At 70.3% G+C, this 23624-nt stretch carries 26 protein-coding genes; 13 read left to right on the top strand and 13 right to left on the bottom strand.

What is annotated here, in order from left to right; translation table 11 throughout:
* The first annotated feature begins 74 nt into the window (after positions 1-74).
* The 4 genes from ABZ078_RS04495 to ABZ078_RS04480 all read left to right on the top strand — a co-directional run bounded on the left by ABZ078_RS04495 (position 75) and on the right by ABZ078_RS04480 (position 2733).
* On the top strand, positions 75-671 hold the full coding sequence (locus ABZ078_RS04495; RefSeq protein WP_356571528.1) for a 50S ribosomal protein L25/general stress protein Ctc: 597 nt from the start codon (positions 75-77) through the stop codon (positions 669-671).
* A gap of 94 nt (positions 672-765) precedes the next feature.
* Positions 766-1368, top strand: coding sequence for an aminoacyl-tRNA hydrolase (gene pth / locus ABZ078_RS04490; RefSeq protein WP_356571526.1), 603 nt, complete (start codon positions 766-768; stop codon positions 1366-1368).
* 65 nt (positions 1369-1433) lie between these two features.
* On the top strand, positions 1434-1922 hold the full coding sequence (locus ABZ078_RS04485; protein ID WP_356571524.1) for a hypothetical protein: 489 nt from the start codon (positions 1434-1436) through the stop codon (positions 1920-1922).
* Between the two features lie 136 nt (positions 1923-2058).
* Entirely contained in the window at positions 2059-2733 is a 675-nt protein-coding gene (locus ABZ078_RS04480; protein WP_356571522.1) for an LPXTG cell wall anchor domain-containing protein, read from the top strand.
* 99 nt (positions 2734-2832) lie between these two features.
* Here ABZ078_RS04480 and ppc read toward each other — a convergent pair whose 3' ends face one another.
* Positions 2833-5565 carry a phosphoenolpyruvate carboxylase gene (gene ppc, locus ABZ078_RS04475; protein ID WP_356571520.1) on the bottom strand — a complete coding sequence of 911 codons (2733 nt, stop codon included), beginning with the start codon at positions 5563-5565 and terminating at the stop codon, positions 2833-2835.
* Between the two features lie 296 nt (positions 5566-5861).
* On the opposite strand from ppc, the gene ABZ078_RS04470 reads away from it, so the two are divergent.
* Together ABZ078_RS04470 and ABZ078_RS04465 are read left to right on the top strand one after the other, a co-directional pair.
* On the top strand, positions 5862-6887 hold the full coding sequence (locus tag ABZ078_RS04470) for a fatty acid desaturase (protein ID WP_356571518.1): 1026 nt from the start codon (positions 5862-5864) through the stop codon (positions 6885-6887).
* Positions 6884-7561, top strand: a complete 678-nt coding sequence (locus tag ABZ078_RS04465; protein ID WP_356571516.1) for a TetR/AcrR family transcriptional regulator — start codon at positions 6884-6886, stop codon at positions 7559-7561. Before ABZ078_RS04470 ends, ABZ078_RS04465 begins: the two co-directional genes overlap by 4 nt.
* Before the next feature lie 21 nt (positions 7562-7582).
* Here ABZ078_RS04465 and ABZ078_RS04460 read toward each other — a convergent pair whose 3' ends face one another.
* The gene (locus ABZ078_RS04460; protein ID WP_356571514.1) at positions 7583-7756 is read right to left on the bottom strand and encodes a CsbD family protein; all 174 of its coding nucleotides are present in this window, start codon (positions 7754-7756) and stop codon (positions 7583-7585) included.
* Positions 7757-7887: 131 nt separating this feature from the next.
* Here ABZ078_RS04460 and ABZ078_RS04455 point away from each other — a divergent pair, with 131 nt between their 5' ends.
* On the top strand, positions 7888-8142 hold the full coding sequence (locus tag ABZ078_RS04455; RefSeq protein ID WP_356571512.1) for a type II toxin-antitoxin system Phd/YefM family antitoxin: 255 nt from the start codon (positions 7888-7890) through the stop codon (positions 8140-8142).
* Positions 8139-8387, top strand: coding sequence for a type II toxin-antitoxin system RelE/ParE family toxin (locus tag ABZ078_RS04450; RefSeq protein ID WP_356571510.1), 249 nt, complete (start codon positions 8139-8141; stop codon positions 8385-8387). The genes ABZ078_RS04455 and ABZ078_RS04450 overlap by 4 nt, the downstream gene beginning before the upstream one ends.
* Here the strand turns inward: ABZ078_RS04450 and ABZ078_RS04445 are convergent.
* Both ABZ078_RS04445 and ABZ078_RS04440 read right to left on the bottom strand, forming a co-directional pair.
* Entirely contained in the window at positions 8362-8748 is a 387-nt protein-coding gene (locus ABZ078_RS04445) for a glyoxalase (RefSeq protein WP_356571508.1), read from the bottom strand. The genes ABZ078_RS04450 and ABZ078_RS04445 overlap by 26 nt on opposite strands.
* Complete coding sequence (locus ABZ078_RS04440; RefSeq protein ID WP_356571506.1) at positions 8748-9563, bottom strand: trans-aconitate 2-methyltransferase; 816 nt, start codon at positions 9561-9563, stop codon at positions 8748-8750. The genes ABZ078_RS04445 and ABZ078_RS04440 overlap by 1 nt, the downstream gene beginning before the upstream one ends.
* Positions 9564-9657: 94 nt before the next feature.
* Between ABZ078_RS04440 and tamR the strand changes: the two genes are divergently transcribed.
* Positions 9658-10155, top strand: coding sequence for a MarR family transcriptional regulator TamR (gene tamR / locus ABZ078_RS04435; RefSeq protein WP_004000571.1), 498 nt, complete (start codon positions 9658-9660; stop codon positions 10153-10155).
* Between the two features lie 556 nt (positions 10156-10711).
* On the opposite strand, the gene ABZ078_RS04430 is transcribed toward tamR, so the two are convergent.
* The gene (locus ABZ078_RS04430; RefSeq protein WP_356571504.1) at positions 10712-11479 is read right to left on the bottom strand and encodes a response regulator transcription factor; all 768 of its coding nucleotides are present in this window, start codon (positions 11477-11479) and stop codon (positions 10712-10714) included.
* A 271-nt stretch (positions 11480-11750) separates the two neighbouring features.
* Between ABZ078_RS04430 and ABZ078_RS04425 the strand changes: the two genes are divergently transcribed.
* On the top strand, positions 11751-12206 hold the full coding sequence (locus tag ABZ078_RS04425; RefSeq protein ID WP_356571703.1) for an N-acetyltransferase: 456 nt from the start codon (positions 11751-11753) through the stop codon (positions 12204-12206).
* Here ABZ078_RS04425 and ABZ078_RS04420 read toward each other — a convergent pair.
* A complete protein-coding gene (locus tag ABZ078_RS04420) occupies positions 12190-13362 on the bottom strand; it encodes an FAD-dependent monooxygenase (RefSeq protein ID WP_356571502.1) in 1173 nt (390 codons plus the stop codon). The two genes, ABZ078_RS04425 and ABZ078_RS04420, sit on opposite strands and share 17 nt — an antisense overlap.
* A 69-nt stretch (positions 13363-13431) precedes the next feature.
* On the opposite strand from ABZ078_RS04420, the gene ABZ078_RS04415 reads away from it, so the two are divergent.
* Positions 13432-14025, top strand: coding sequence for a TetR family transcriptional regulator C-terminal domain-containing protein (locus ABZ078_RS04415; RefSeq protein WP_356571500.1), 594 nt, complete (start codon positions 13432-13434; stop codon positions 14023-14025).
* Between the two features lie 54 nt (positions 14026-14079).
* Here the strand turns inward: ABZ078_RS04415 and galK are convergent, their stop codons facing one another.
* From galK to galT, 3 genes are all read right to left on the bottom strand, one after another.
* A complete protein-coding gene (gene galK, locus ABZ078_RS04410; protein ID WP_356571498.1) occupies positions 14080-15243 on the bottom strand; it encodes a galactokinase in 1164 nt (387 codons plus the stop codon).
* 73 nt (positions 15244-15316) lie between these two features.
* Positions 15317-16279 (bottom strand): UDP-glucose 4-epimerase GalE, encoded by a 963-nt coding sequence (gene galE, locus ABZ078_RS04405; RefSeq protein WP_356571496.1) that lies wholly within the window; start codon positions 16277-16279, stop codon positions 15317-15319.
* A complete protein-coding gene (gene galT, locus ABZ078_RS04400) occupies positions 16276-17337 on the bottom strand; it encodes a galactose-1-phosphate uridylyltransferase (protein WP_356571494.1) in 1062 nt (353 codons plus the stop codon). Before galT ends, galE begins: the two co-directional genes overlap by 4 nt.
* Before the next feature lie 189 nt (positions 17338-17526).
* Here galT and ABZ078_RS04395 point away from each other — a divergent pair, with 189 nt between their 5' ends.
* Together ABZ078_RS04395 and ABZ078_RS04390 are read left to right on the top strand one after the other, a co-directional pair.
* Positions 17527-19218, top strand: a complete 1692-nt coding sequence (locus tag ABZ078_RS04395; RefSeq protein ID WP_356571492.1) for a sodium:solute symporter family protein — start codon at positions 17527-17529, stop codon at positions 19216-19218.
* A 20-nt stretch (positions 19219-19238) separates the two neighbouring features.
* A complete protein-coding gene (locus tag ABZ078_RS04390; RefSeq protein WP_356571490.1) occupies positions 19239-19571 on the top strand; it encodes a hypothetical protein in 333 nt (110 codons plus the stop codon).
* 60 nt (positions 19572-19631) lie between these two features.
* Here ABZ078_RS04390 and ABZ078_RS04385 read toward each other — a convergent pair whose 3' ends face one another.
* The 4 genes from ABZ078_RS04385 to ABZ078_RS04370 all read right to left on the bottom strand — a co-directional run bounded on the left by ABZ078_RS04385 (position 19632) and on the right by ABZ078_RS04370 (position 23533).
* Positions 19632-20060, bottom strand: a complete 429-nt coding sequence (locus ABZ078_RS04385) for a PIN domain nuclease (RefSeq protein ID WP_356571701.1) — start codon at positions 20058-20060, stop codon at positions 19632-19634.
* A complete protein-coding gene (locus ABZ078_RS04380) occupies positions 20060-20290 on the bottom strand; it encodes a type II toxin-antitoxin system VapB family antitoxin (RefSeq protein WP_356571488.1) in 231 nt (76 codons plus the stop codon). Before ABZ078_RS04380 ends, ABZ078_RS04385 begins: the two co-directional genes overlap by 1 nt.
* Before the next feature lie 396 nt (positions 20291-20686).
* Positions 20687-21394, bottom strand: a complete 708-nt coding sequence (locus ABZ078_RS04375; protein ID WP_356571486.1) for a LuxR C-terminal-related transcriptional regulator — start codon at positions 21392-21394, stop codon at positions 20687-20689.
* 303 nt (positions 21395-21697) lie between these two features.
* Positions 21698-23533, bottom strand: coding sequence for a PQQ-binding-like beta-propeller repeat protein (locus ABZ078_RS04370; RefSeq protein WP_356571484.1), 1836 nt, complete (start codon positions 23531-23533; stop codon positions 21698-21700).
* Positions 23534-23624 lie beyond the last annotated feature (91 nt).

Here is a 23624-nt window from a genome sequence, read left to right as displayed (position 1 = left end):
GACGCGCTCTTCGTAGCAGGCCGTTCGTGGCCGGGTGACCACGTCCGTTTCTACTTCTACGAGGAGTGATCCATATGTCCGAGGTGAAGCTCAGCGCCGAGACGCGCACCGAGTTCGGCAAGGGTGCCGCGCGTCGTATCCGTCGTGACAACAAGGTTCCGGGTGTGCTGTACGGCCACGGTTCGGACCCGCTGCACCTGACGCTGCCGGGTCACGACCTGCTGCTGGCGCTGCGTACGCCGAACGTCCTGATCGCGCTGGACATCGACGGCAAGACCAATGAGCTGGCGATCCCGAAGGCCGTGCAGCGTGACCCGCTGAAGGGCTTCCTGGAGCACGTCGACCTGCAGCTGGTCAAGCGGGGCGAGAAGGTCACGGTGGAGATCCCGGTGCACACCGAGGGCGAGCTGGCCCCGGGTGGCAACCTGCTGGAGCACGTGCTGAACGCGCTGCCGGTCGAGACCGAGGCCACGCACATCCCCGAGTCCGTCACCGTGTCCGTCGAGGGCCTGGGGGCCGGTGCCTCGGTCCTGGCCAAGGACATCACGCTGCCGAAGGGCACGACGCTGGCCGTCGAGGAGGACGCTGTCGTCCTTCAGGTTCTGTCCGCGCAGGCCGAGGAGGCCCCGGAGGGCGGGGCCGCCGAGGGCGAGGAAGTCGCCGAGGCCTGATCCTCTGCCTGGCCGGGGTCTGGTCCTCGGCTTTGTCATCGGTTCGTCAGCCGCTGTCCCGGTGGGGGCAGCGGCTGGCGCGTATCAAGGAGACATGGACGTGACGACCGACCCGAGCGCCCCTTGGCTGATCGCCGGCCTCGGTAATCCCGGGCCCGAGTACGCGATGAACCGGCACAACGTGGGGTTCATGGTGGTGGATCTGCTGGCGGAGCGGATCGGGGGGAGGTTCAAGCGGGCGGGGAAGGCTCAGGCGCAGGTCGTGGAGGGGCGGATCGGGCCGCCGGGGCCGTTGAACCGTCGGGTGATTCTGGCGAAGCCGATGTCGTACATGAATCTTTCGGGCGGGCCGGTGACGGCGCTGCGGGACTTCTACAAGGTGCCGGTGGGCAACATCGTCGCTGTTCATGACGAGTTGGACATCGATTACGGCGTGCTGCGGTTGAAGCTGGGTGGTGGCGACAACGGGCACAACGGGCTGAAGTCGATGACGAAGGCGATGGGTTCGGACTATCACCGGGTGCGGTTCGGGATCGGGCGGCCTCCGGGTCGTATGCCGGTGGCGGACTTTGTGCTGAGGGACTTCTCCTCCGCCGAGCGCAAGGAGCTGGACTATTTCGTGGACCGGGCGGCGGATGCGGTGGAGTGTCTGGTGATCGAGGGGTTGGAGCGGGCGCAAAGCACGTACAACTCCTGACTTGTCCGCCTGGTGCGGCGGACGGAGGTTGACCGGGTGCGGGGGCATGGCCAAGGATCGCGGCCATGCCTTCTGCCGTTGTCTCCAGTCAGGGCGCCGTGACCGTGCTGCGGTTCGGGCGGTTCGCGGCGATGGGTACGGTCGCGGCGCTGATTCTGATCGCGGGTGTGTGGGCGTCGTGGGGCAGTGCTCAGCATGTGATGCTCACGAAGGGCCGGGAGAGCGGCACGATCGAGGTGGCGCGGTGTGGTGCGGACACGTGCAGTGGTCCGTACACGCCGCTCTCGGCGGGGTCGCGGCCGCGTGAGTCGGTCGTCATAGAGAAGAACGCGGCGGTGCGGACGGGGCGGACGTACACGGTTGTGGTGAAGCCGGGTGGTGACGCGGTGGTGCGGTCGGGGCCGGCGGGTGTCCTGTATGCGTGGGTTCCGTTGGGTGGTGCGTTGTTGCTGGCGTCGGTGGTGGTCGCGGGTGGGTTGCGGCGGACGCGGGTGGCGTGGGTGCTGGCGGGGTCGGGGATCGCGCTGCTGACGGCGGCGTTCGTGACGGTCTGAGGGCTTGGCCGTTCTCCCTGTGTGTGGAGGATCTGTGTGTTGCCTGTTCGTGATTGACCGGGTGTCAGTCCGGGCTGGAAGCTGAGCCGCCCCCTCCACATCTTCCCGTTCCTTCTCGAAGATGGACTACTGCCTCATGCGTACCCTCAACCGCGCCGGCGCTCTGTCCGCCGTCGCCGCGGCCGCGGTTTTCTGTGTTCCGGCCGCCGCCCATGCCACCCCGCCCGGGGACAACGGCACCGTCAAGATCCATGACGCCTCCACCGGCGAGGAGCTGCGCAAGAACGAGCCGCACGTGTGCGAGTTCTACCTCGACGCGTTCGGCTTCGACAGCGTCCAGCAGGTCGACTGGCACATCGAGTCCTGGGCCCCGACGGCCGGTGTCAAGGGCGAGACCGTGCAGTCCGGTGAGATCACCCTGGACGGTGAGGGTCATGGCCGCACCGAGGACATGACGCTGCCCGACGGGCACTACAAGCTGTTCTGGAACTTCGAGGGCGAGCACGGTTCGGCCAAGCACAAGGTGTTCTGGACGGACTGTGAGGACGAGGAGGAGGGCGGTGTCCCGGCCGCGCCGAGCCCGTCCGTCTCCGAGTCCGGCACTCCGGGTGAGTCCGGCACCGAGCCGGCCGCGAGCCCGTCCACGTCGGCAGCGGGCGCCGCGTCGCCGTCGTCGTCGCCGTCGGCGCAGGGGGGTGGGGGTGACCTGGCCGAGACCGGCAACGGTGCTCCGGTGGGTCTGCTGGCCGCGGCGGCCGCGGCGCTGCTGGGTGCCGGCGGGTACCTGGTGTTCCGGCGTCGCAAGTCCTGACGAAAGGCCGTGACGAACGGCCGTGACGAACGGCTGTGACGAACGGTGCCCCCGTGCTCGTACGAAGCACGGGGGCACCGTTCGTTGTGTGCGGGCGGGTCAGCCGGTGTTGCGCAGGCCCGCCGCCACGCCGTTCACGGTGAGCAGCAGGGCGCGGGAGAGCAGCGGGTCGGCTTCGGCGCCGGCGGCCGCGGCGTCGCGCTGGCGCTTGAGGAGGGCGACCTGGAGGTAGGAGATGGGGTCGAGGTAGGCGTCGCGGATGGCGAAGGTCTGCTTGAGGACCGGTGTGGCGTCGAGGAGTTCCTTCTCGCCGGTGACCTTCAGGACTTCGGCGACGGTGCGTTCGTGTTCGGCGCGGATGGTGTCGAAGACGTGCTTGAGCTCGTCCGGGACGAGGGTGTCGACGTAGTGCGCGGCGATGCGCAGGTCGGTCTTGGCGAGGGTCATCTCGACGTTGGAGATGAAGTTGCGGAAGAAGTGCCACTGTTCGTGCATCTCGTCGAGCACGGTGTCGAGGCCGGCCTCGCGCAGGGCCTTGAGGCCGGAGCCGACGCCGAACCAGCCGGGGACGATCTGCCGGGACTGGGTCCAGCCGAAGACCCACGGGATGGCGCGCAGTCCGTCGAGCGAGACGCCCGAGCCGGGGCGGCGGGAGGGCCGCGAGCCCAGGTGCAGGTCGGCGAGCTGGTCGACCGGCGTGGAGGCGAGGAAGTACGTCGGCAGATCGGGGTCCTCGACGAGCTTGCGGTAGGCGGCGTGCGCGGCGTCGGAGACGACGTCCATGGCGGCGTCCCAGCGGGCGAGTGCCTCGACGGACTGGCGGGGCGCGGTGTGCAGGGCGGACGCCTGGAGGGTGGCGGCGACGGTCAGTTCCAGGTTCTCGCGGGCCAGGGAGGGCACGAGGTACTTGTCGGAGATGACCTCGCCCTGTTCGGTGACCTTGATCTCGCCTTCGAGGGTGCCCCAGGGCTGGGCGAGGATGGCGTCGTGGGAGGGGCCGCCGCCGCGGCCGACGGTGCCGCCGCGGCCGTGGAAGAGGCGCAGGCGCACGCCGTAGCGGTGGGCGACGTCGCGCAGGCGGCGCTGGGCGCGGTGGATCTCCCACTGGCTGGTGGTGATGCCGCCGAACTTGGAGGAGTCGGAGTAGCCGAGCATGACCTCCTGGACGTCGCCCCGCAGGGCCACGAGCCTGCGGTACGACGGGTCGGAGAGCATGTCCTCCAGGATGGTGTCGGCGGCCTTGAGTTCGTCGGTGGTCTCCAGGAGGGGGACGATGCCGATCTTGGCCCAGCCGGCGTGCAGGTCGATGAGGCCGGCCTCGCGGGCGAGGACGGCGGCGGCGAAGACGTCGTCGGCGCCCTGGCACATGGAGATGATGTACGACTCGATGACCTCGGGTCCGAAGACCTCCAGTGCTCGCTTGACGGTCTGGAACACGCCGAGGGTCTTCTCGCCGGCCGCGTCCACGGGGGCGGGGGTGGGCGCGAGGGGGCGGCGGGACCTGAGTTCCTTGGCGAGGAGCTTGGTGCGGTAGTCGCGGGGCATGTCGGCGTAGCGCCAGGATTCCTCGCCGAGGCGGTCGAACAGCTGACCGAGGGCGTGGTGGTGGGCGTCGGCGTGTTCGCGTACGTCCATGGTGGCGAGCTGGAGGCCGAACGCGGACAGGGTGCGGATGGTGCGGTTCATGCGGCCGTCGGCGAACAGGCCGCCTCTGTGCTCGCGCAGTGACGTCTGGATCAGCTTGAGGTCGTGCAGGAGCTCGCTGGTGCCGAGGTAGTCGCGGCCGGGCTCGTGCGGGATGTTCCTGGCCAGGCGCGTCTTGGTGTTCTCCAGCTTCTGCCGGATGCAGGTGGCCTTGAGCCGGTAGGGCTCCTCGGCGTTGAGGCGCTTGTAGCGGGGGCTGATCTCGGGGAGGTTCTCCAGGTCGGCCTTCAGTGACTCCAGGAGTTCCTCCGTCGCGCCGGTGTAGCGGATGGAGTTCGACAGGAAGCCGCGCAGCTCGTCGATCATCTCCAGGGCGTCGTTGATGCCGTGCTCGTGCTGGAGGATGAGGACGTCCCAGGTGACCTGGGGGGTGACGTTGGGGTTGCCGTCGCGGTCGCCGCCGATCCAGGTGCCGAAGGTGAGCGGGCGGGTGTCGTCGGGGATCTTGTGGCCGACGCGCTCCAGCTCGGCCGTGAGGTCCTCCAGGACGTCGCCGACGGCGCCGGCGTGGAGTTCGTCGAGGTAGTAGATGGCGTTGCGGGCCTCGTCGGCGGGCTCGGGGCGTACGACGCGCAGTTCGTCGGTCTGCCATACGAGGTCGATGTTCTCGGCCAGTCGGGTGTCGTGGCGGCGGCGGTCGCCTTCGAGGACGGGGGTCTCCAGGAGGGCCGCGATGCGCCGGAGCTTGTTCAGGACGGAGCGGCGGGCGGCCTCGGTGGGGTGGGCGGTGAAGACGGGGCGGACGTTGAGGTGCTGGACCGTCTGGCGCAGGTGCTCGGGGTCGGCGTCCTTGAGGCGGTCGGCCGTACGGGCGAGGAGGCCGCCCTCGGCGGCGCGCCGGGCGCGCAGCTCGCGGCCGCGGTGGACCTGCTCGGTGACGTTGGCCAGATGGAAGTAGGTGGAGAAGGCGCGGACCAGCTTGGCCGCGGTCTCCAGCTCGGTGCCGCGCAGCAGCTCGGCGGCGGCCTCGCCGTCCTCCCGGGTGAGGCGGCGGACCTTCTCGACGAGCTCCAGCAGCTCAGGGCCCTCCTGCCGGACGAGGGTCTCGCCGAGGAGATCACCCAGTCGGCGGATGTCGGCGCGCAGCTCGCTGCTCGTCGTCATGGTCTGGTCGTCGGCACTGCTCACAGGTGCGGCTCCTTGCAGTGTTGAAGCTCGTCTGGGAGGGAACCCGGACGGCGTCTCGCGCGGCGGGCGCCGCTTACGGGGCCGGACGTCCGGGAAGAGAAATCAGAGCGGACCGCGCTGTCCGACCGACTCCAGGATAGGTGTCGGCCGGAAGGCGCAGGCTCTCGGGCTCTTGCCGCCGGGCGGCGCACTGCCATACTTACGATGCCGTAGGTTACGGAACCGTAGGAAGCACCGCACGGGTTCCCGTGGCCCGGCTACCCCCTCTCCATCCACAGACCCCCCAGGGGACGCGTATGACCAGTAGTTCCGACGTGATCGAAGACGCCCCGAAGGCGCCCGGTCAGGACACCGACGCCGCAGCCGCCTCCGCTACCGCCACGCTGGGCGGCGAGCAGAAGCGCTCCATCGAGCAGATCGCCCTCCTCCTCTTCATCACCGTCCCGTTCCTCGCGCTGCTGGCGGCCGTGCCGCTGGCGTGGGGCTGGGGGGTGAGCTGGCTGGACCTCGGTCTGCTGGTGTTCTTCTACTACCTGGGGTGCCACGGCATCACGATCGGCTTCCACCGCCACTTCACGCACGGTTCGTTCAAGGCCAAGCGGCCCCTGAAGATCGCGCTGGCAATCGCGGGGTCCATGGCGGTCGAAGGTCCGCTGGTGCGCTGGGTGGCCGATCACCGCAAGCACCACAAGTTCTCCGACGCGGAGGGCGACCCGCACTCGCCGTGGCGGTTCGGCGAGACCCTTCCGGCCCTGATGAAGGGCCTGTGGTGGGCGCACATCGGATGGATGTTCGACGAGGAGCAGACGTCGCAGGAGAAGTACGCCCCGGACCTGATCAAGGACAGGACGCTGCGCACCATCTCCCGGCAGTTCGTGCTGTGGACGGTGGTGTCGCTGGCGCTGCCGCCGCTGATCGGCGGTCTGGTCACGATGTCCTGGTGGGGCGCCTTCACCGGGTTCTTCTGGGGTTCGCTCGTCCGGGTGGCCCTGCTGCACCACGTGACGTGGTCGATCAACTCGATCTGCCACGCGGTCGGCAAGCGCCCCTTCAAGTCGCGTGACCGTTCGGGCAACGTGTGGTGGCTGGCCGTCCTGTCGTGCGGTGAGTCGTGGCACAACCTGCACCACGCCGACCCGACGTCCGCACGGCACGGTGTGATGCGCGGCCAGCTCGATTCGAGCGCCCGCCTGATCCGCTGGTTCGAGATGCTCGGCTGGGCGTACGACGTGCGCTGGCCGTCACGCTCGCGTATCGATTCACGCCGTAACACCGGGGAAGGCGGCTCCCGGCACGGGAAGGAGCCCGTCAAGGCGGCATGATGGTCGCTGTGGCGACCGACTCGAGCAGTACCCCCGGCAACGACAAGCAGCGGCGGGCGCGCCGTACCCGGATGACTGGTGCGGAGCGCCGCCAGCAGCTGCTGGAGATCGGTCGCACCCTCTTCGCCGCGAAGGGTTTCGAGGGCACGTCGGTGGAGGAGATCGCGGCGAAGGCCGGGGTGTCCAAGCCGGTGGTGTACGAGCACTTCGGCGGCAAGGAGGGGCTGTACGCGGTGGTGGTGGACCGTGAGATGCGGAGGCTGCTGGACGGGGTGACGGGCTCGCTGACCGCCGGCCATCCCCGTGAGCTGCTGGAGCAGGCGGCGTTCGCGCTGCTGGACTACATCGAGGAGTACACGGACGGTTTCCGCATCCTGGTCCGTGACTCGCCCATCCCCCAGTCGACGGGTTCCTTCGCCTCGCTGATCTCGGACATCGCGACCCAGGTGGAGGACATCCTGGGCCGCGAGTTCAAGAGCCGCGGCTTCGACCCCAAGCTCGCCCCGCTGTACGCGCAGGCCCTGGTCGGGATGGTCGCCCTGACCGGCCAGTGGTGGCTGGACGTCCGCCGCCCGAAGAAGGCGGAGGTGGCGGCCCATCTCGTGAACCTGGCGTGGCACGGGCTGGACGGCCTGGAGCCGAAGCCGCGGCTGATAGGGCACCGCAAGAGCTGACGCACCTCGGGTGCCGCAGGCTCAGCCCTTGAAGGTGTCCTTCCCCTTCTCCTTCATCTGGCGGGCGCTGCCCTTCCTCTTCTCCGTCTTGCCTTCGGCGGTCAGCCCCTCGTTGCCGACCGTGCGGCCCATGGCTTCTTTGGCCTTGCCCTTGAGCTCTTCCTTCTTGCCCCTGGCCTTCTCTTCCTTCGCCACGTCCCTCACTCCTCGCAAGGCTTGACGTCGTGGTCACCTCAGCGGGTGACCCTCGCCGTGGCGCCCAAACAGCGGTTCCAGGTTCCATGAGCTTCGGCACCACAAGATGAACCTTGTGCCATCATGTGCACATGACTGAGATCACGATCAGCGCTGCCCGTTCCCAGCTCGGCGACCTGGTCCGGCGCGCGGCGCACAGCCGCGAGACCATCGCCATCACCGACCACGGGCATGTGGCAGCCCTGCTTGTTTCTCCGCAGGTGATAGAGGATCTCGAAGACGCCCTCGCCGTCGCGGACTATCAGCGGCGCAAGGCGGAGGGCACGCTCGGCGAGGGCGCCATTCCGCATGAGGAAGTCGGCCGCATTCTGGGGCTGCGCCCGTGACCTACCGCATCATCTGGGAGCCGAGCGCCACGAACGCGGCCGTCCGATTCCTCAAGGACGACCCGGTCGGACTCGCCGCGGTCTACGAAGCCGTCGACGCCCTCGCCGAAGCGCCGCGTCCCATCAACTCCGTCGCCTACGGAGTCGACATCCGACGCCTGCGCGTGGGCGGCTACCGCGTTCTCTATGTCATCGACGACGAAGTGATCCACATCCTCGTCACTCATCTCGGCCGCACATCCTGAGCCCCACCGGCTCCAGGAACTCCAGGCGGTTGCCCACGGGGTCGTAGGAGTAGAAGCGTCGGTGCCCCGGCAGGTTCTCGTCCCACTCCACCGGGGCTCCATGGGCCGCCAGCCGGGCCCCGTACCGCTCGATCCCCGCCACCCGCAGCCCGGGGTGTGCCTTCTTGGCGGGTCGGAAGTCCGCCTCGATGCCCACGTGCAGTTGCACTGCCCCGGTCCGGAACCAGCATCCGCCACGCGCTGCCAGTACCGGCGGCTTGGGGATCTCGGTCATGCCGAGGACGCCCGCGTAGTACGCCCGCAGCTGCTCCTCCGAGCCGGGCGGGGCCGCGAGCTGGACGTGGTCGACGGCGGTGATCATCACGCCTCCTTGCGAGCCACGGCGAAGATGCGGCGGAACGGGAAGGGGGTGCCGTGCGGGCCGGGCGGGTACGCCTCGCGCAAGGCAGCCCGGTAGTCGTGCAGGAAGGCCTCATGCCGGTCGGGGGTGTCGGCGAGCGCCGTCAGGACCGGTCGCAGGCCCGTTCCCTTCACCCAGTCGAGGACGGGGTCCTCGCCGGTCAGCAGGTGGATGTACGTCGTCTCCCAGACGTCGGCCACGCAGCCCAGGTCGGCCAGCCTCCGCAGATACGCCTCCGGGGCGAGGACTGCGTCCTCGTGGCGCAGGGTGTCGGTGAGGCCGTACCGGTCTGCGAGGTCGCGCATCAGGCGGTGGCTCGGGGCGTCGAAGTTGCCGGGGACCTGGAAGGCGAAGGTGCCGCCGGGGCGCAGGCCCGCCACCCAGGCGCCGAAGCGCCCCACGTGGTCCGGCACCCAGTGCAGCGTGGCGTTGCTGACGATCAGGTCGTACGGCTCGTCGGGCGTCCACGTCCGTACGTCGGCGTGGGCGAAGTCGAGGCGGCCGCCGCCCGGGGTCGGCCCTTCGTGCTCGCTGTGGGCCTTGTCGAGCATCTCGCCGGAGTTGTCGTAGCCCGTGATGTGCGCGGTGGGCCAGCGCTGTGCGAGCAGGGCGGTGACGTTGCCGGGGCCGCAGCCGAGGTCGGCGATGCGGGGCGGGTCCTGAGGCAGGTCGGGGACGCGGGCGAGGAGATCGGTGAAGGGGCGGGCGCGGTGGCCGGCGTGGCGCAGGTACTGGGCGGGGTCCCAGGTGGGGGTGGGGGCGGCGGCAGCGGACATGGGCGGGGCCTCCTGTCTGTCGCTTCCAGCCTGCCCTCCCAGGTATCTTGACGTCAAGAGACTTCATGTCGACACAACCACTACACTGATCGCCATGGAGGACGAGGTCGATCGGCTGGTCGCAGCGTGGCGCCGGGAGCGCCCGGACCTCGACGTGGAACCGCTCGAGGTGCTCAGCCGGGTGAGCAGACTGGCCCGGCATCTGGACCGCGCACGCCGGCTGGCCTTCTCCGAGCACAACCTGGAGCCCTGGGAGTTCGACGTGCTGACCGCGCTCAGGCGCGCGGGAACTCCGTACCAGCTCTCCCCGGGCCAGCTCCTGACGCAGACCCTGGTCACCTCGGGCACGATGACGAACCGCATCGACCGCCTGGCCAAGAAGGGCCTGGTCGAGCGCCTCCCCGACCCCAGTGACCGGCGCGGAGTCCTCGTCCGCCTCACCGACGAGGGCCGCGACCGCGCGGACCAGGCCCTCGCCGGCCTCCTCGACCAGGAGCGCGCCATCCTCGCGGAGCTGTCACGCGCCCAGCGCGGCGAACTGGCCGGCCTGCTACGCCAGCTGACGGCCCCGTTCGACAACATCCCCGGGTAGACCGAGGGCCCGACCCCACACGGCACGCGAACGCGACGGCGCCGCCGGCGCAGCACACCCCCAACCGGCCAAGCTCCTCACTCGACGCCGGCCGCCGCCACGGCTGTGGCCCCCGCCATGGAGAACGGCGGGCCACGACACCCAAGGCCATCCTCACGGAGCGGCGCCGCCAGCATGGCGAGCCGCGACACGACACCCAAGGCCATCATCGCGCCGCCAAGACACCCGGACCCCCACCCCACGACATCCCCGGACCGAGCAACCGGCCCACCCCGCGAACACGACCGCACCACCGGCGAAGCACACCCTCGACCAGCCAAGCTCCTCACTCGACGCCGGCCGCCGGCCCGCGGCCCAGCCCGTCAAGCAGAACGGCGGCCACGCCGCCCAGGCACCCCGGCGCTCATCCCACGACATCCCCGGACCGGGCAATCGGCCCGACCCCCACACGGCGCGCGAACGCGACGGCGGCCCCGGGGGCGCGGTGTGCGCGGTGTGCGCGGTGTGCGCGGGTGGCTGAGGGAACGCTCCCCGGTCGGGTTCCCTCCCCGGAGCCCTACGCCAGCTGACCGCCCCGTTCGACCACGTCCCCGGACAGGTCGACCGGTCCCACCCCCGCCCTGCGCGCGAGCGCCACCGCGGCGAGGGTGGAGTGGACGCCGAGTTTGCCGAGGACGTTCTGCATGTGGGTGCGGACGGTGTGCGGGGACAGGAACAGGCGCTCGGCGACCGCCTTGCGGCCCAGGCCGGCCACCATGCAGCGCAGGACCTCCCGCTCGCGCGGGGTCAGTGACTCGACCAGGCGCTCGCTCTCGGTGCGGTGCTTGCGGGCGGCGGTCAGCTCCCGCAGCACCCCGGTGAGCAGGGCGGGCGGCAGATGGGTCTCGTCGCGCAGCACCCCGCGGATGACCGTGAGCAGCCGGGACAGTGAGCAGTCCTTGGCCACCCATCCGGACGCCCCGGCCTGGAGGGCCAGCGCGGCCCGGCGCGGATCGTCCTTCTCGGCGAGGACGACGATCCGTACGGCCGGCTGCGCGGAGCGGACTCCGGCGACCAGCGAGATGCCGTCGACGAGCCCGTCCTCACCCACCTCCTGAACGGGAACGGCGGGCCGGACCCCCGGCACGTTGCCACCCAGGTCGGCGTCGACGAGCAGCACGTCGTACCGGCGCCCCTCGGCGGCCGCGCGCTCCAGGCTGCGCAGCGCCGCCGGACCGCTGCCCGCGGCGGAGACGTCGACGTCGGGCTCGGCGGCCAGGGCGGCGGCGAGCGACTCGGCGAAGATGCGATGGTCGTCGACGACCAGGACTCGGATGCGAACCACGAAACCCCCTTCCCCACGCTCCCGAAGAGCAGGGGATACCCCATCGTCATGAGGACGACACCGGGAGACGAACACCGTCGCAGGCGCGACGCCCGAAGCGGGGACGGCCGCACGGCCGCCGCCGTGCAAGAACCGCTACCCCCACTTCGGGCGCCGAACCCGACTGTCTCGCCCCCTGATCAGCACCGGCCCCCACCGATGCTGTTCATCAGGGTACGGCCGGGTGGCGGGAGCGGAAGGCAATTTGCAGAACTGGTTCGCCGACGCGTTTATGGTGAGCCGCATGTTTCGTCTGGAGACAGAAGTCGACACATCGCGCCAGGATCTGCTCCGCCGCCGGCTGCGGGACACCAACACCGCGGCCTCCCCGATCCTGCGCGCCCTGCGCGGAACCCCAGGTGAACGCGAACGCCCGCTCCAGGTCTGGGGGTTGGACGGCTCCGGCGCCGTGGCCGGCGGGCTGGTCGGCCACACCTGGACCAGCTGGCTCCACGTCACGTACCTCTGGGTCGACGAACGCCACCGCGGCGCCGGTCTCGGTTCGCAGTTGCTCGCACGCGCGGAACGGGTGGCCCGCGACGAACGGGGCTGCACCGCCGTACGCCTGGAGACGTGGGACTTCCAGGCGCCGGAGTTCTACAAGAGGCAGGGGTACGACGTGGTGTGCGTGATCCCCGACTATCCGCCGGGGATCACGGAGTACACCCTCGTCAAACGGCTGGGGTGAGCCGCGGCGGCGTCCAGGCGTGGTGCCGCAGGACGCCGTGCCTGGCGAGGGCGAACGGGGTCAGGCGGACGGCCGCGTCGCGTACGGCGACGGCGAGCGGGTGGGTGAGCTGGTGCCCCAGGCGACCGGCCTGGCGGGCGGCCCGCGCGACCGCCTGGCTGCGGGGGCGGCGCTCGGCGTCGTAGCGGATGAGGGCGGCCTCGGGCGTGGGCTCGGCCGCGAGCGCGGCGGCCAGGGCGACCGCGTCCTCCAGGGCCTGGCAGGCGCCCTGCCCGAGATTCGGGGTCATGGCATGCGCGGCGTCGCCGAGCAGGGCGACGCGACCGACGGTGTAGGAGGGCAGGGGGACGGCGAGTTCGTGGACGTCGTGGTGGAGGACGTCGGCGGGGCGGGTGGCCGCGAGCAGCGTGGGCACGGGGTCGTGCCAGTCGCCGAACCGGCGGCGCACGGCGCCGAGCGGGTCGGAATGCCGTACGCCCGCCGCCGTCTTGACGACCGCGTGCCACTCGGCCCGCCCGTCGTTGAAGGCGATGTGCCCGAACTCCGCGCCTCTTCCCCAGCTCAGCTCGAAGTCGGTACGCAGGTCGACGGGGTGCGCGGTGAGGGCGCGGACCACCGTGGAGCCGCTGTAGGCGGGGCCGGGGTGGCCGGGGAAGAGGGTGGCGCGCAGACGGCTGTCGACGCCGTCGGCGGCGATCACGAGGTCGGCGTCGAGCGGGGCTCCGTCGCGGGTCGTGACGCGGGGTCGGGCGGGGTCGCGGAGGTCGAGGCCGGTCGCTTCGGTGCCGATGACGAGCGACTCGGGCGGGAGGGCCGCGCGCAGCGCCCGGTGCAGTGCGGCCCGCGGGATGCCGACGATGGGTGTGCCCACGGCGCGCTCGACGGCGGCCCCGTCCATCCGCATGAGCCAGCGCCCGCCGGGGGTACGGGTACCGCCGGTGTACTGCCCGCGGCCGGCGGCACGCACGGCTTCGCCCACGCCGAGGGCGTCCAGGGCGTGGATGCCGTTGGCGGCCAGGGAGATCCCGGCGCCGACGTCGGCGAGGACGGGTGCCTGCTCGACGACGGTCACGTCCCATCCGACGCGCCGCAGCCCGAGACCGGCGGCGAGCCCACCGATGCCTCCGCCCACGACGATCGCACTGCGCCCCCTCACGAACCCCTCCTTCTACATGTGTAGAAAGCTGAGCATAGGGCAGGACTTCCGCTGCTGTAGAAAGGGGTCGTGGCAACCGAACGACGCACCGCCCTCGCCGACGCCGCCATCACCGTGCTCGCCGAGGAAGGGGTGCGGGGCCTGACCCACCGGGCCGTGGACCGCGCGGCGGGCCTGCCTCCAGGCACGACCTCGGCGTACTTCCGCACCCGCCAGGCCCTTCTCACCGCCCTCGTCCGGCGTCTGGTCGAGCTGGACCAGGCGGAACTTCAGGCGGCCGGCGAGACCATGCCGACGCTCCGCACGGCGGCCGACCTCGTCGACCGCCTCACCGAGTTCGTCGAACTCCGCCTCTCCGCCCCCGCCCGCCGCCGCACTCTGGCCCGTTACGCCTGCACGATGGAGAGCGTCCGCCACCCCGAGCTCCGCGAGATCCTCACTCCGCACGACAACGCGGCCCACACCGCCGTCCGCACCTTCCTGGCCGTCCATGGCACCCCGGACCCGGCGGCCCGCACGCGGACGCTGCTGCACTGCGTCGACGGACTGGTCTTCAACGGCCTGACGAGGGGCGGGAACGTGGCACGGGAAGACGTGGAGGGGCTGGTGTTCGCGGCGCTGCGCGGCACCACGCGGGTGCGGGTGGAAAGGGACGCGGGCTGAAGGCACCGCCCTCAGCCCGCACCTGTCAGGACCGCGGCCCCGCACTTCTCGGGGTCACCGCACCCGCCGTGCCCCCGCCGCCGGCACCGCCTCGAACACCCGTGGCGCGGTGAAACCGGCCGCGGCGAACGCCTCTTCGACGGCCTTGGTGAGGGTCTCGACGTCGGCCGCCTCGGCCAGCACGATCGCCGAGCCGCCGAAGCCGCCGCCGGTCATGCGGGCGCCCAGGGCGCCGTTCGCCAGGGCGGTGTCCACGACCAGGTCCAGCTCCGGGCAGGAGATGCGGAAGTCGTCGCGCAGGGAGGCGTGGCCCTGGGTCAGGACCGGGCCGATCGCACGGGTCTCGCCGGACTCCAGCAGGGAGACGACCCGCTCGACGCGCTGGTCCTCCGTGACCACGTGCCGGACCAGGCGGCGGACCTCCTCCTCGTCGCCCAGCCGCTCCAGCGCCGCGTCCAGGTCGTCGTACGCGATGTCCCGCAGGGCGTCCACGCCGAGCAGCGCCGCGCCCTTCTCGCAGCCCGCGCGCCGCTTGCCGTACTCGCCCTCGCTGTGGGAGTGCTTGACCTGGGTGTCGACGACCAGCAGGCGCAGCCCCAAGGCGGCCAGGTCGAAGGGGATCTGCTTCTGGGAGAGGTCCCGGGTGTCGAGGAACAGGGCGTGGCCGGCCTCGCAGCAGGCGGACGCCGTCTGGTCCATGATGCCGACCGGGGCGCCGACGTAGACGTTCTCGGCGCGCTGGCACAGGCGGGCCAGCTGCCAGCCCTTGAGGCCGAGCCCGTACAACTCGTTGAGCGCCAGCGCCACGACGACCTCCAGCGCCGCCGACGACGACAGGCCCGCGCCCGCCGGGACCGTCGAGGCGAGGTGGATGTCGGCGCCGGTCACCGCGTGGCCGGCCTGGCGCAGCGCCCAGACCACACCCGACGGGTACGCCGTCCAGCCGCGGTCCGACTCGGGCGCCAGGTCGTCGACGCGCAGGTCCACGACGCCGCCCTCGACGTCCGACGAGTGCAGGCGCAGTACGCCGTCGTCGCGCCGCGAGACCGCCGCGACCGCGGTGTGCGGCAGCGCGAACGGCATGACGAAGCCGTCGTTGTAGTCGGTGTGCTCGCCGATCAGGTTGACCCGGCCCGGCGCGGCCCACACCCCTTCCGGCTCGGCCCCGTACAGCTCCTTGAACCGCTCGGCGACCGCGGCTGCCGTGTCGACGCTCATCCCCTGACCCTGACCTTCCCTGCTGAACCGGCCCGCTCGGCCGGTGAGTTGACCGGCCGACTAGCCGTAGAACTTAACCTGCGCGGCGCTGCGCGAACTCCCAGGCGTCCGCGACGATCCCCGCGAGGTCCGCGCGGGACGGATTCCAGCCGAGCCGCTCGCGGGCGGTGTCGGCGGAGGCGACGAGGACCGCCGGGTCGCCGCCCCGGCGCGGGGCGACGACCTCGGGGATCGGGTGACCGGTGACCTGCCGGACGGTCTCGATGACCTCGCGGACGGAGAAGCCGTTGCCGTTGCCGAGGTTGCAGATGAGGTGCTCACCGGGCCGGGCGGCCTTCAGCGCCAGCAGGTGGGCCTCGGCGAGGTCGGCGACGTGGATGTAGTCGCGGACGCAGGTGCCGTCGGGCGTCGGGTAGTCGTCGCCGTAGACGGAGATCGCGTCGCGCTTGCCCTGGGCGACCTGGAGGACGAGCGGGATGAGGTGCGACTCGGGGTCGTGGCGCTCGCCGCAGTCTCCGTAGGCGCCCGCGACGTTGAAGTACCTGAGCGACACGGCACCGAGTCCGTGGGCCGCCGCCTCGCCGGTGATCATGTGGTCGACGGCGAGCTTGGAGGCGCCGTACGGGTTCGTCGGCCGCGTGGGCGCCGACTCGACGATCGGCACCTCCTTCGGCTCGCCGTAGGTGGCCGCCGTGGAGGAGAAGACGAGCTTGCGCACGCCCGCCTCGCGCATGGCACCGATCAGCGCCATGGTGCCGCCGACGTTGTTGTCCCAGTACTTCTCGGGCTTCACGACCGACTCGCCGACCTGCGAGAACGCGGCGAAGTGCAGCACGGCGTCGAAGGAGGAGTCCAGCCACTTGGCGGCGTCGCGGATGTCGCCCTCGATGAAGGACGCCCCGGACGGCACACCCGCGCGGAAGCCGGTGGAGAGGTTGTCGAGGACGACGACCTCCTCGCCCGCCTCGATCAGGTGCTGGGCGACGACACTGCCGACGTAGCCCGCGCCACCGGTGACCAGATACTTCCCGCTCATGAACTCGCTACCTCTCGCAGTCGCTCGGCCGCGCGCTCCGGCGGCACGTCGTTGATGAACACGTTCATGCCGGACTCGGAACCCGCGAGGAACTTCAGCTTGCCGGAAGTGCGGCGGATGGTGAAAAGCTCGAGGTGGAGCGCGAAGTCCTCACGGACGACGCCCTCGAAGTCCTCCAGCTGCCCGAACGGCGCCTGGTGCCAGGCGGCGATGTACGGCGTGGGCGGCTCACCTTCCCCGAAGATCCGGTCGAAGCGCCTCAAGAGTTCCAGATACACCTGGGGGAACTCTGTGCGCGCCTCCTCGTCCAGCGCGAGCAGATCGGGCACCCGGCGCTTCGGGTACAGGTGGAGCTCGTACGGCCAGTGCGCGGCGTACGGCACGAAGGCCACCCAGTGTTCACTCTCCAGGACGACCCGCTCGTCGGCGAGTTCACGCTCCAGGACGGCGTCGAAGAGGTTCTCCCCGCCGGTGGCGTCCTTGTGGGCCGCGACGGAGCGCAGCATCAGGGCGGTGCGCGGGGTGGTGAAGGGGTAGGCGTAGATCTGCCCGTGCGGGTGCTGCAGCGTCACGCCGATCTCGGCGCCGCGGTTCTCGAAACAGAACACCTGCTCGACGGAGGGCAGCGATGACAGCTCCGAGGTCCGGTCCGTCCACGCCTCCAGCACGAGCCGCGCCTGCTCCTCGGTCAGGTCGGCGAAGGACGCGTTGTGGTCGGAGGTGAAGCAGACGACCTCGCAGCGCCCGGAGTCGCCGGCGAGCGAGGGGAAGCGGTTCTCGAACACGACGACGTCGTAGGAGGAGTCCGGGATCTCGCTCAGGCGGTCGCCCTCCGAGGGGCACAGCGGGCACTCGTCGGCCGGCGGATGGTACGTCCGCCCCTGCCGGTGGGAGGCGATGGCGACCGCGTCGCCGAGCAGCACGTCGTGGCGGACCTCGGACGTGGTGACCGTCCGGTCCAGCGGACGGCGGTCGACGGCGTCGCGCACCGTGTCGTCGCGCAGGTCGTAGTAGACGAGCTCACGACCGTCGGCCAGTTGGGTCGAGGTCTTCTTCACGGCGGACTCCATTTCGAGCCACTCAGGTCTTCCGAGACTCCATCAAACAGAACTAAACACAGAGAAACACAACTCACCACGACAGTCAACATCGCAATCAATCAAAAAGCATCAGCTGACGTGTTCAATTACTGAACGCAGGGGCGCAGGTTCCGCTCTGTATCGGTTCGCGAAACGAAGCGAGTACGTATGCAAACCCCCACAGAATCCCCCACCTACCTCGCCGCCGAGCTTCGGCTCCCCACGAACTGGCTCGACTACACGATCCTCGGCATCTACTTCCTCGTCGTGCTGGGCATCGGCTTCGCCGCCCGCCGCTCGGTGAAGACCAGCCTCGACTTCTTCCTCTCCGGCCGCTCACTGCCCGCCTGGGTCACCGGTCTCGCCTTCATCTCGGCCAACCTGGCCGCCACCGAGATCCTCGGCATGGCCGCGAACAGCGCGCAGTACGGCGCCTACACCGTGCACTGGTACTGGATCGGCGCCATCCCGGCCATGGTCTTCCTCGGCCTGGTGATGATGCCCTTCTACTACGGCAGCAAGGTCCGCTCGGTCCCCGAGTTCCTGCTCCTGCGCTTCGACAAGTCGGCGCATCTGCTCAGTTCGATCCTGTTCGCCTTCGCCGCGGTCCTGATCGCCGGAGTGAACCTGTACGCCCTGGCGATCGTCGTCGAGGCCCTGCTCGGCTGGCCCCAGTGGGTGGCCATCGTCGTCGCGGGCTTCTTCGTCCTCGCCTACATCACCCTCGGCGGCCTGTCCTCCGCGATCTACAACGAGGTCCTGCAGTTCTTCGTGATCCTCGCGGCCCTCATCCCCATCACCATCCTGGCGCTGAAGAAGGTCGGCGGCTGGGACGGCCTGACGGACTCCCTGACGAAGTCACGCGGCGACGACTTCGTCACCGCGTGGGGCGGGACGGGCATCGGCGAGGCGAACCCGCTGGGCGCGAACTGGCTGACGATCGTGCTCGGCCTCGGCTTCGTGCTCTCCTTCGGCTACTGGACGACGAACTTCGCGGAGGTGCAGCGCGCCCTGTCCGCGAAGAACCTCTCGGCGGCCCAGCGCACCCCGCTGATCGCGGCGTTCCCGAAGATCTTCATCGTGTTCCTGGTGATGATCCCGGGTCTGGCCGCGGCCGTCCTGGTCCCGAAGATCGGCACCGCGGGCTCCGACCTCCAGTACAACGACGCCATCCCGTACCTGATGGAACAGCTCCTGCCCAACGGCGTCCTGGGCATCGCGGTGACCGGCCTCCTCGCCGCCTTCATGGCGGGCATGGCGGCGAACGTGTCGTCCTTCAACACGGTGTTCACCAACGACATCTGGGCGCGGTACGTGGTCAAGGGCCGCGAGGACGGCTACTACGTCCGCTTCGGCCGCCTGATCACGGCGATCGGCGTGCTGGCGTCGATCGGCACGGCGTTCCTGGCCTCGTCGTTCTCCAACATCATGAGCTACCTCCAGACGCTGTTCTCCTTCTTCAACGTGCCGATGTTCGTGGTCTTCGTCGTCGGCATGTTCTGGCAGCGGGCGTCGATGAAGTCGGGCTTCTGGGGCCTGCTGGCAGGCACGACAGCGGCGATGGTGAACTACTTCGTCCTCTACAAGCAGGACGTCGTCTCCATCCCCTCCGACCAGGGCGCGAACTTCGTCTCCGCGATCGCGGGCTTCGTGGCGGGGGCGGTCGTCATGGCCGCCGTCTCCCTCTTCACGGCTCCCAAACCGGCGGAGGAACTCCAGGGCCTCGTCTACGGAACCAGCTCCCCCGGCATGACCGAGCCGCCCGCCCCCGGTGACGAGGCCTGGTACCGCAAGCCGGCGCTGCTGGGCTGGGGCGCGGTGGTGCTGGCGGCCGTCTGCTACGTCCCGTTCTCCTTCTGACGACCGGAGGTCGACCCACCATGACCGAACATCCCGAACACTCCGGGTACTCCGAGAAGGACGTCCTGCGCGAAGTCACCGAACTCCAGGAGAAGTCCGCGACGGCCGCCCGCCTCTTCGACATCCGGCGCATCATCGGGGGCCTGTTCGTGATCTACGGCGTCATCGTCACGATCACCGGGCTCACCGACGACGATGCCGCGATCGACAAGGCGGAGGGCGTCAACATCAACCTCTGGACCGGTCTCGGCATGCTGGCCCTCGGGGTCTTCTTCCTGCTGTGGCTGAAGTTGCGGCCCATGGCACATCCGACGCCGCCGCTGCCGTCGCAGGAAGACGGGCCTTCCGAATAGCCGACCGGGACACGGCGCCGGGGTCTGTTGAACAGGCTCGGACACCGGGCCGTGCCGCGCTCAGCCAAGCGGGGACGACTCGGCACGCCGAATGTCCCGTTCCACGACCTCGGGGAGGACTCGGGAGACGGTGGCGAAATCGTTGTCCGCGTGCAGCAAGGTGAGACCGTGGTGAACGGCGGTGGCGCACAGCACCAGATCAACCGGCCCGGGACCGCGGTGCTGCCCCTTCTGAGTGAGCTTGTACTGGGCGTTCTCGGCCCAGCGCCACGCGTCCTTGGGGACGGCGACTCCCTCGAAGAGGGTGACCAGCTCTGCCTCCATCTCGTCCCGGCCGGCGGGGCTCTCCGCCGAGTACAGATATTCGAGGCAGGTCGGGGCACAGACCTTGAGCAGCCCTGCCTCGATGGGCCCGATCCACTGGGTCTGGACGTCCCTGTTACGAAGGATCTGCCAGATCCCTGAGGTGTCGATCAGATAGGAGCCGATCACGCGCCGCTCCGCTGCGCGCTCTTGCGGGCCTCGTACGCATGAATGGCGGGATCGAGTTCACCTCGTGCGGCACGCGCTGTCATCTGCTCAAGCGCCTCCAGCCTCCTCAGACGCTGGACGACCTCCCGCAGTGCCGTATTGACCGTGTCCTTCTTGGTCCTGGTCCCCAGCAGACGCATGGCATCGGCCAGCAGCTCGGGGTTGACCTCGATGTTCGTCGCGCTCATGCACCGGCCTTTCGCACATGATGTGCGCACACCTTGTGCGCTACCTCCAGAATATCGCCGATGAGACGGATCGGACGAAGCAGAAGACGGCGCGGGCTCATGAGCGTGCTCGTGCTCTGCTGTCGCTGATCTCGTCGTCCCCGCTGCCCCTGGGTCGCGGTCACCCGCGCCGCCATCCCCGGCCTCTGGCGCCGCGGAGCGACGGCGCCATCTGCTGGTACAGACGGCGCCATCTGCTGGTACATGGGCAGGGCGTCGGTGATCGGCAGTAGGGACGGCGTGACCAACGCGACGACTCGGCACACGGACAGCGGTGATCAGCGCGGACGGCGACTGGAAGACGACGAAGCCGCGGTTCGGCCGAGCGGGCCACGGGCAGGGGCGGGGCAAGAGTTGTTACGACTCCCGCCCCACCTCCGTCTCCCCGGACGTGTGCGGGAGGGGTCCCGCCCGGTCCAGCAACCCCGTCCGCGCCGCCAACGCCGCCGCCTCCAGTCTCGACCCGACGCCCAGCTTCATCAGCACCCGCTGCACATGCGTACGCGCCGTCGACGGTGCGATGCCCATGCCCGCGGCGATCAGCCGGGTGTCCTCGCCATCGGCCACTCGGACCAGGACCTCGACCTCTCGCGGGGTGAGCATCTGGAGCAACCGCTGGCCTTCGTCGTCCGGTTGGGCCACGGGGTTGAGCAACTCGCTGAACGCGCCCTGCAGAAGCTGCGGCGCCACCGCCGCCTCCCCCGCCCGCGCCTTCATGATCGCCCGCTCGACACCCTCGATGCGCTCGTCGTGGCGTACATAGCCGGAGGCCCCCGCCGCGAAAGCCGCCGCTATGCCGCGCGGACTCGGCACCGGACCGAGCACCAGCACCGCCACCTGCGGCCGTTCCCGCTTGATCTTCACGACCGGATCGAAGATCCCCGGCTCGGCCGGTGTCGCCGTCCCCACCAGACACACCTCGGGCGCCCGCGTGATCACCAGCTCCGCCGCCCCCGCGGCCGGCGCCGCCGCGGCCAGCACCCGGTGCCCCCTCAACTTCAGTGCCGAGGCCAGCGCCTCGGCGAGCAATCGGTGGTCGTCGACCACCATGAGCCGCACTCCCATCGAGCAACCCCCCAGTCCCCCAGTGCCCCCAGCGGATCCCCATCACTACCCAGGACGCCCAGGACCGGCCACGCCGGTCCGGACGACGCCCCCCTATGGATGCCCACTGGTCCGTGCGGACAGAAGCCCCCTCCCGGCTCCCCCACCCTTCTTGCCCCCGGAAGCTACACGCTTGTTCGACGTTGCGCTCCCCCTACCGGTGAGAAGTGCCCCGGAACGGCGGATTTTCTGGCTTTCCCCGCATTCGAGGACGATCAGCGGTACGCGTACGGCCGCGGCCCGCCCGCTCCCCAGCAGACAGGATCAGCCGCTCACGCCGAACGCGATCACGTGGTACCTCTTCTGGTACGCACTGCCCAGTTCACTCGCGAAACGCGCCGACATGTACAGCCGCCCCTGCGAGTAGAGGAGTTCGGCGTACTCCGGCAGCATCCGGGTCTCCACGTCCCGCACCGTCCTCGCCGCCGGGTTCTCCAGCAGCTTCGTCTCCTTGAAGCTCCCGCCGTCGATGCTGACGATCTGCCCACCCTTGTCGTACGGCGGACGCTTGTACGCGATCACGTTGCCACCGTCCATCCGCAGCGGCGTGATCGTGTAGCGGTCGCCCGCGTCCGCACGCTGCCCCGTCTGCTTGCCGGTGCCCAGGTCGAAGGCGACGATCTCGTTGGTCTGGCCGTACTCCCCGCCGCCCTGGTGCTGCTTGGTCTCCACATAGAGCCGGTCGTTGCCGACCACGACTCCCGTGCACGCCTCGATCGTGGTGACGCCGGAGCAGCGGGCCGCGTACTGGGCGGCCGGCACGGAGATGCGGATGCGCAGCTTGCCGGTCTTGTTGTCGATCGAGAAGACGTCCGAGATGCCGATGGAGTCCGTCTTGCCGAGCTCCGCGGCCACGACGAGCGGCTCGGTGGAGATCACGCTGGCGTACTCGACGCCCTCGGCCATCTTGTACTCGGAGATCACCTTCCCGGACGTCGGGTCGATGGTCTGGATGTTCAGCTGGGGGGTGTCGTAGGAGCCGCACTTGCGCACCACGACCAGCTTCGGGCCGCCGGCGTACCCGAGGTCGTAGCAGCTGTCGTCGGCCTTGGGGACCCACAGTTGCTTGCCGGACTCGATGTCGAACGCGGCGCCGCCACTGGTGCCGCCCGCGGCGACCGTGCCGCCGCTGACGGTGATGTTGTCGTAGAAGATCTGCCGGCCGTTGACCTCGGCGGTCTTCGTCCACAGCTTCTTGCCGGCGTCGAGGTCGATCGCCGCGACCTGGCTGCACCCGTGCGAGGGCCTCTTCTCGGTCGGCTTCGCGGGCTCGTAGGCGATGGCCGTGAGGTTGTCCTCGGTCATGTGCTCGCTGGCCCGGCACACGGGGCCCGGCAGCTTGATCGTCCACAGCTTCGTGCCCTTGTCGGGGTCGTAGCCGACGATCTCGGAGACGCCGCTCTTGACGTACGCCTTGTCGGTCAGCCACGAGCCGGACACGGAGATGCTGGTGTCGTCCGGGACGGCGGGCGACGGGATCTGGAAGAGAACCCGGGAGTTGGGGTCGGAGGGCACCTTCTCCTTGCCGGGCGTGGTGGTGCCGCCGCCGTCGGCGTTGTCGCCGCCGGTGCCGCCGCTGGAGTTCGCGGTGTCGTCCTTGCCGCCCTCGTCACCGGACTTCGCGTACCACACGCCGCCGACGACCAGGGCGATCGCGACGACGGCCGCCACGATGACGGCCAGCTGCGTGCTGGTCTTCCGGCCGCCACCGCCCGGCCCGCCGTGCTGCGGGTGCGGCGGCATGTTCGGCTGCTGGTAGCCGTAGCCGGGCGGCTGCCCGTACGGGTTCTGCGGCTGACCGTACGCGCCGGGCTGCTGCCCGGGGTGGCCGTACCCGGGCGGCGGGGCCTGCGGGACTCCCTGCGGCATGTGGGGCGCCGGGGGGTGGCCGTACCCGGGCTGTGGCGTGGGTGCGCCCTGGGGTGGCTGCGGGGGCTGGGGGGCCTGCGGGTAGCCGTAGCCCGGCGCCCCGCCCGACGGGGGAGCCGGTGGTGCCTGCGGAGGCTGCGCGGGCGGCGGCTGCTGGGGCGGCTGGTCCTGCGGCGGGCCGAACCCTCCCCCGGACGGGGGCTGATGCGGCGGTGGGGGCGGCTGGGTCATGGCGTGGGCACCTCGGAGGAGGGGAGCGGCGGACGACGCGGTGGGACGGTGGAGAGCGGGGACGCGGGGAGCGCAGAAGGGGGCACCCTGC

It is taken from the genome of Streptomyces sp. NPDC006385 (assembly GCF_040612485.1).
Taxonomy (GTDB): Bacteria; Actinomycetota; Actinomycetes; order Streptomycetales; family Streptomycetaceae; genus Streptomyces.
This window is presented reverse-complemented; position numbering and strand designations above follow the sequence as displayed.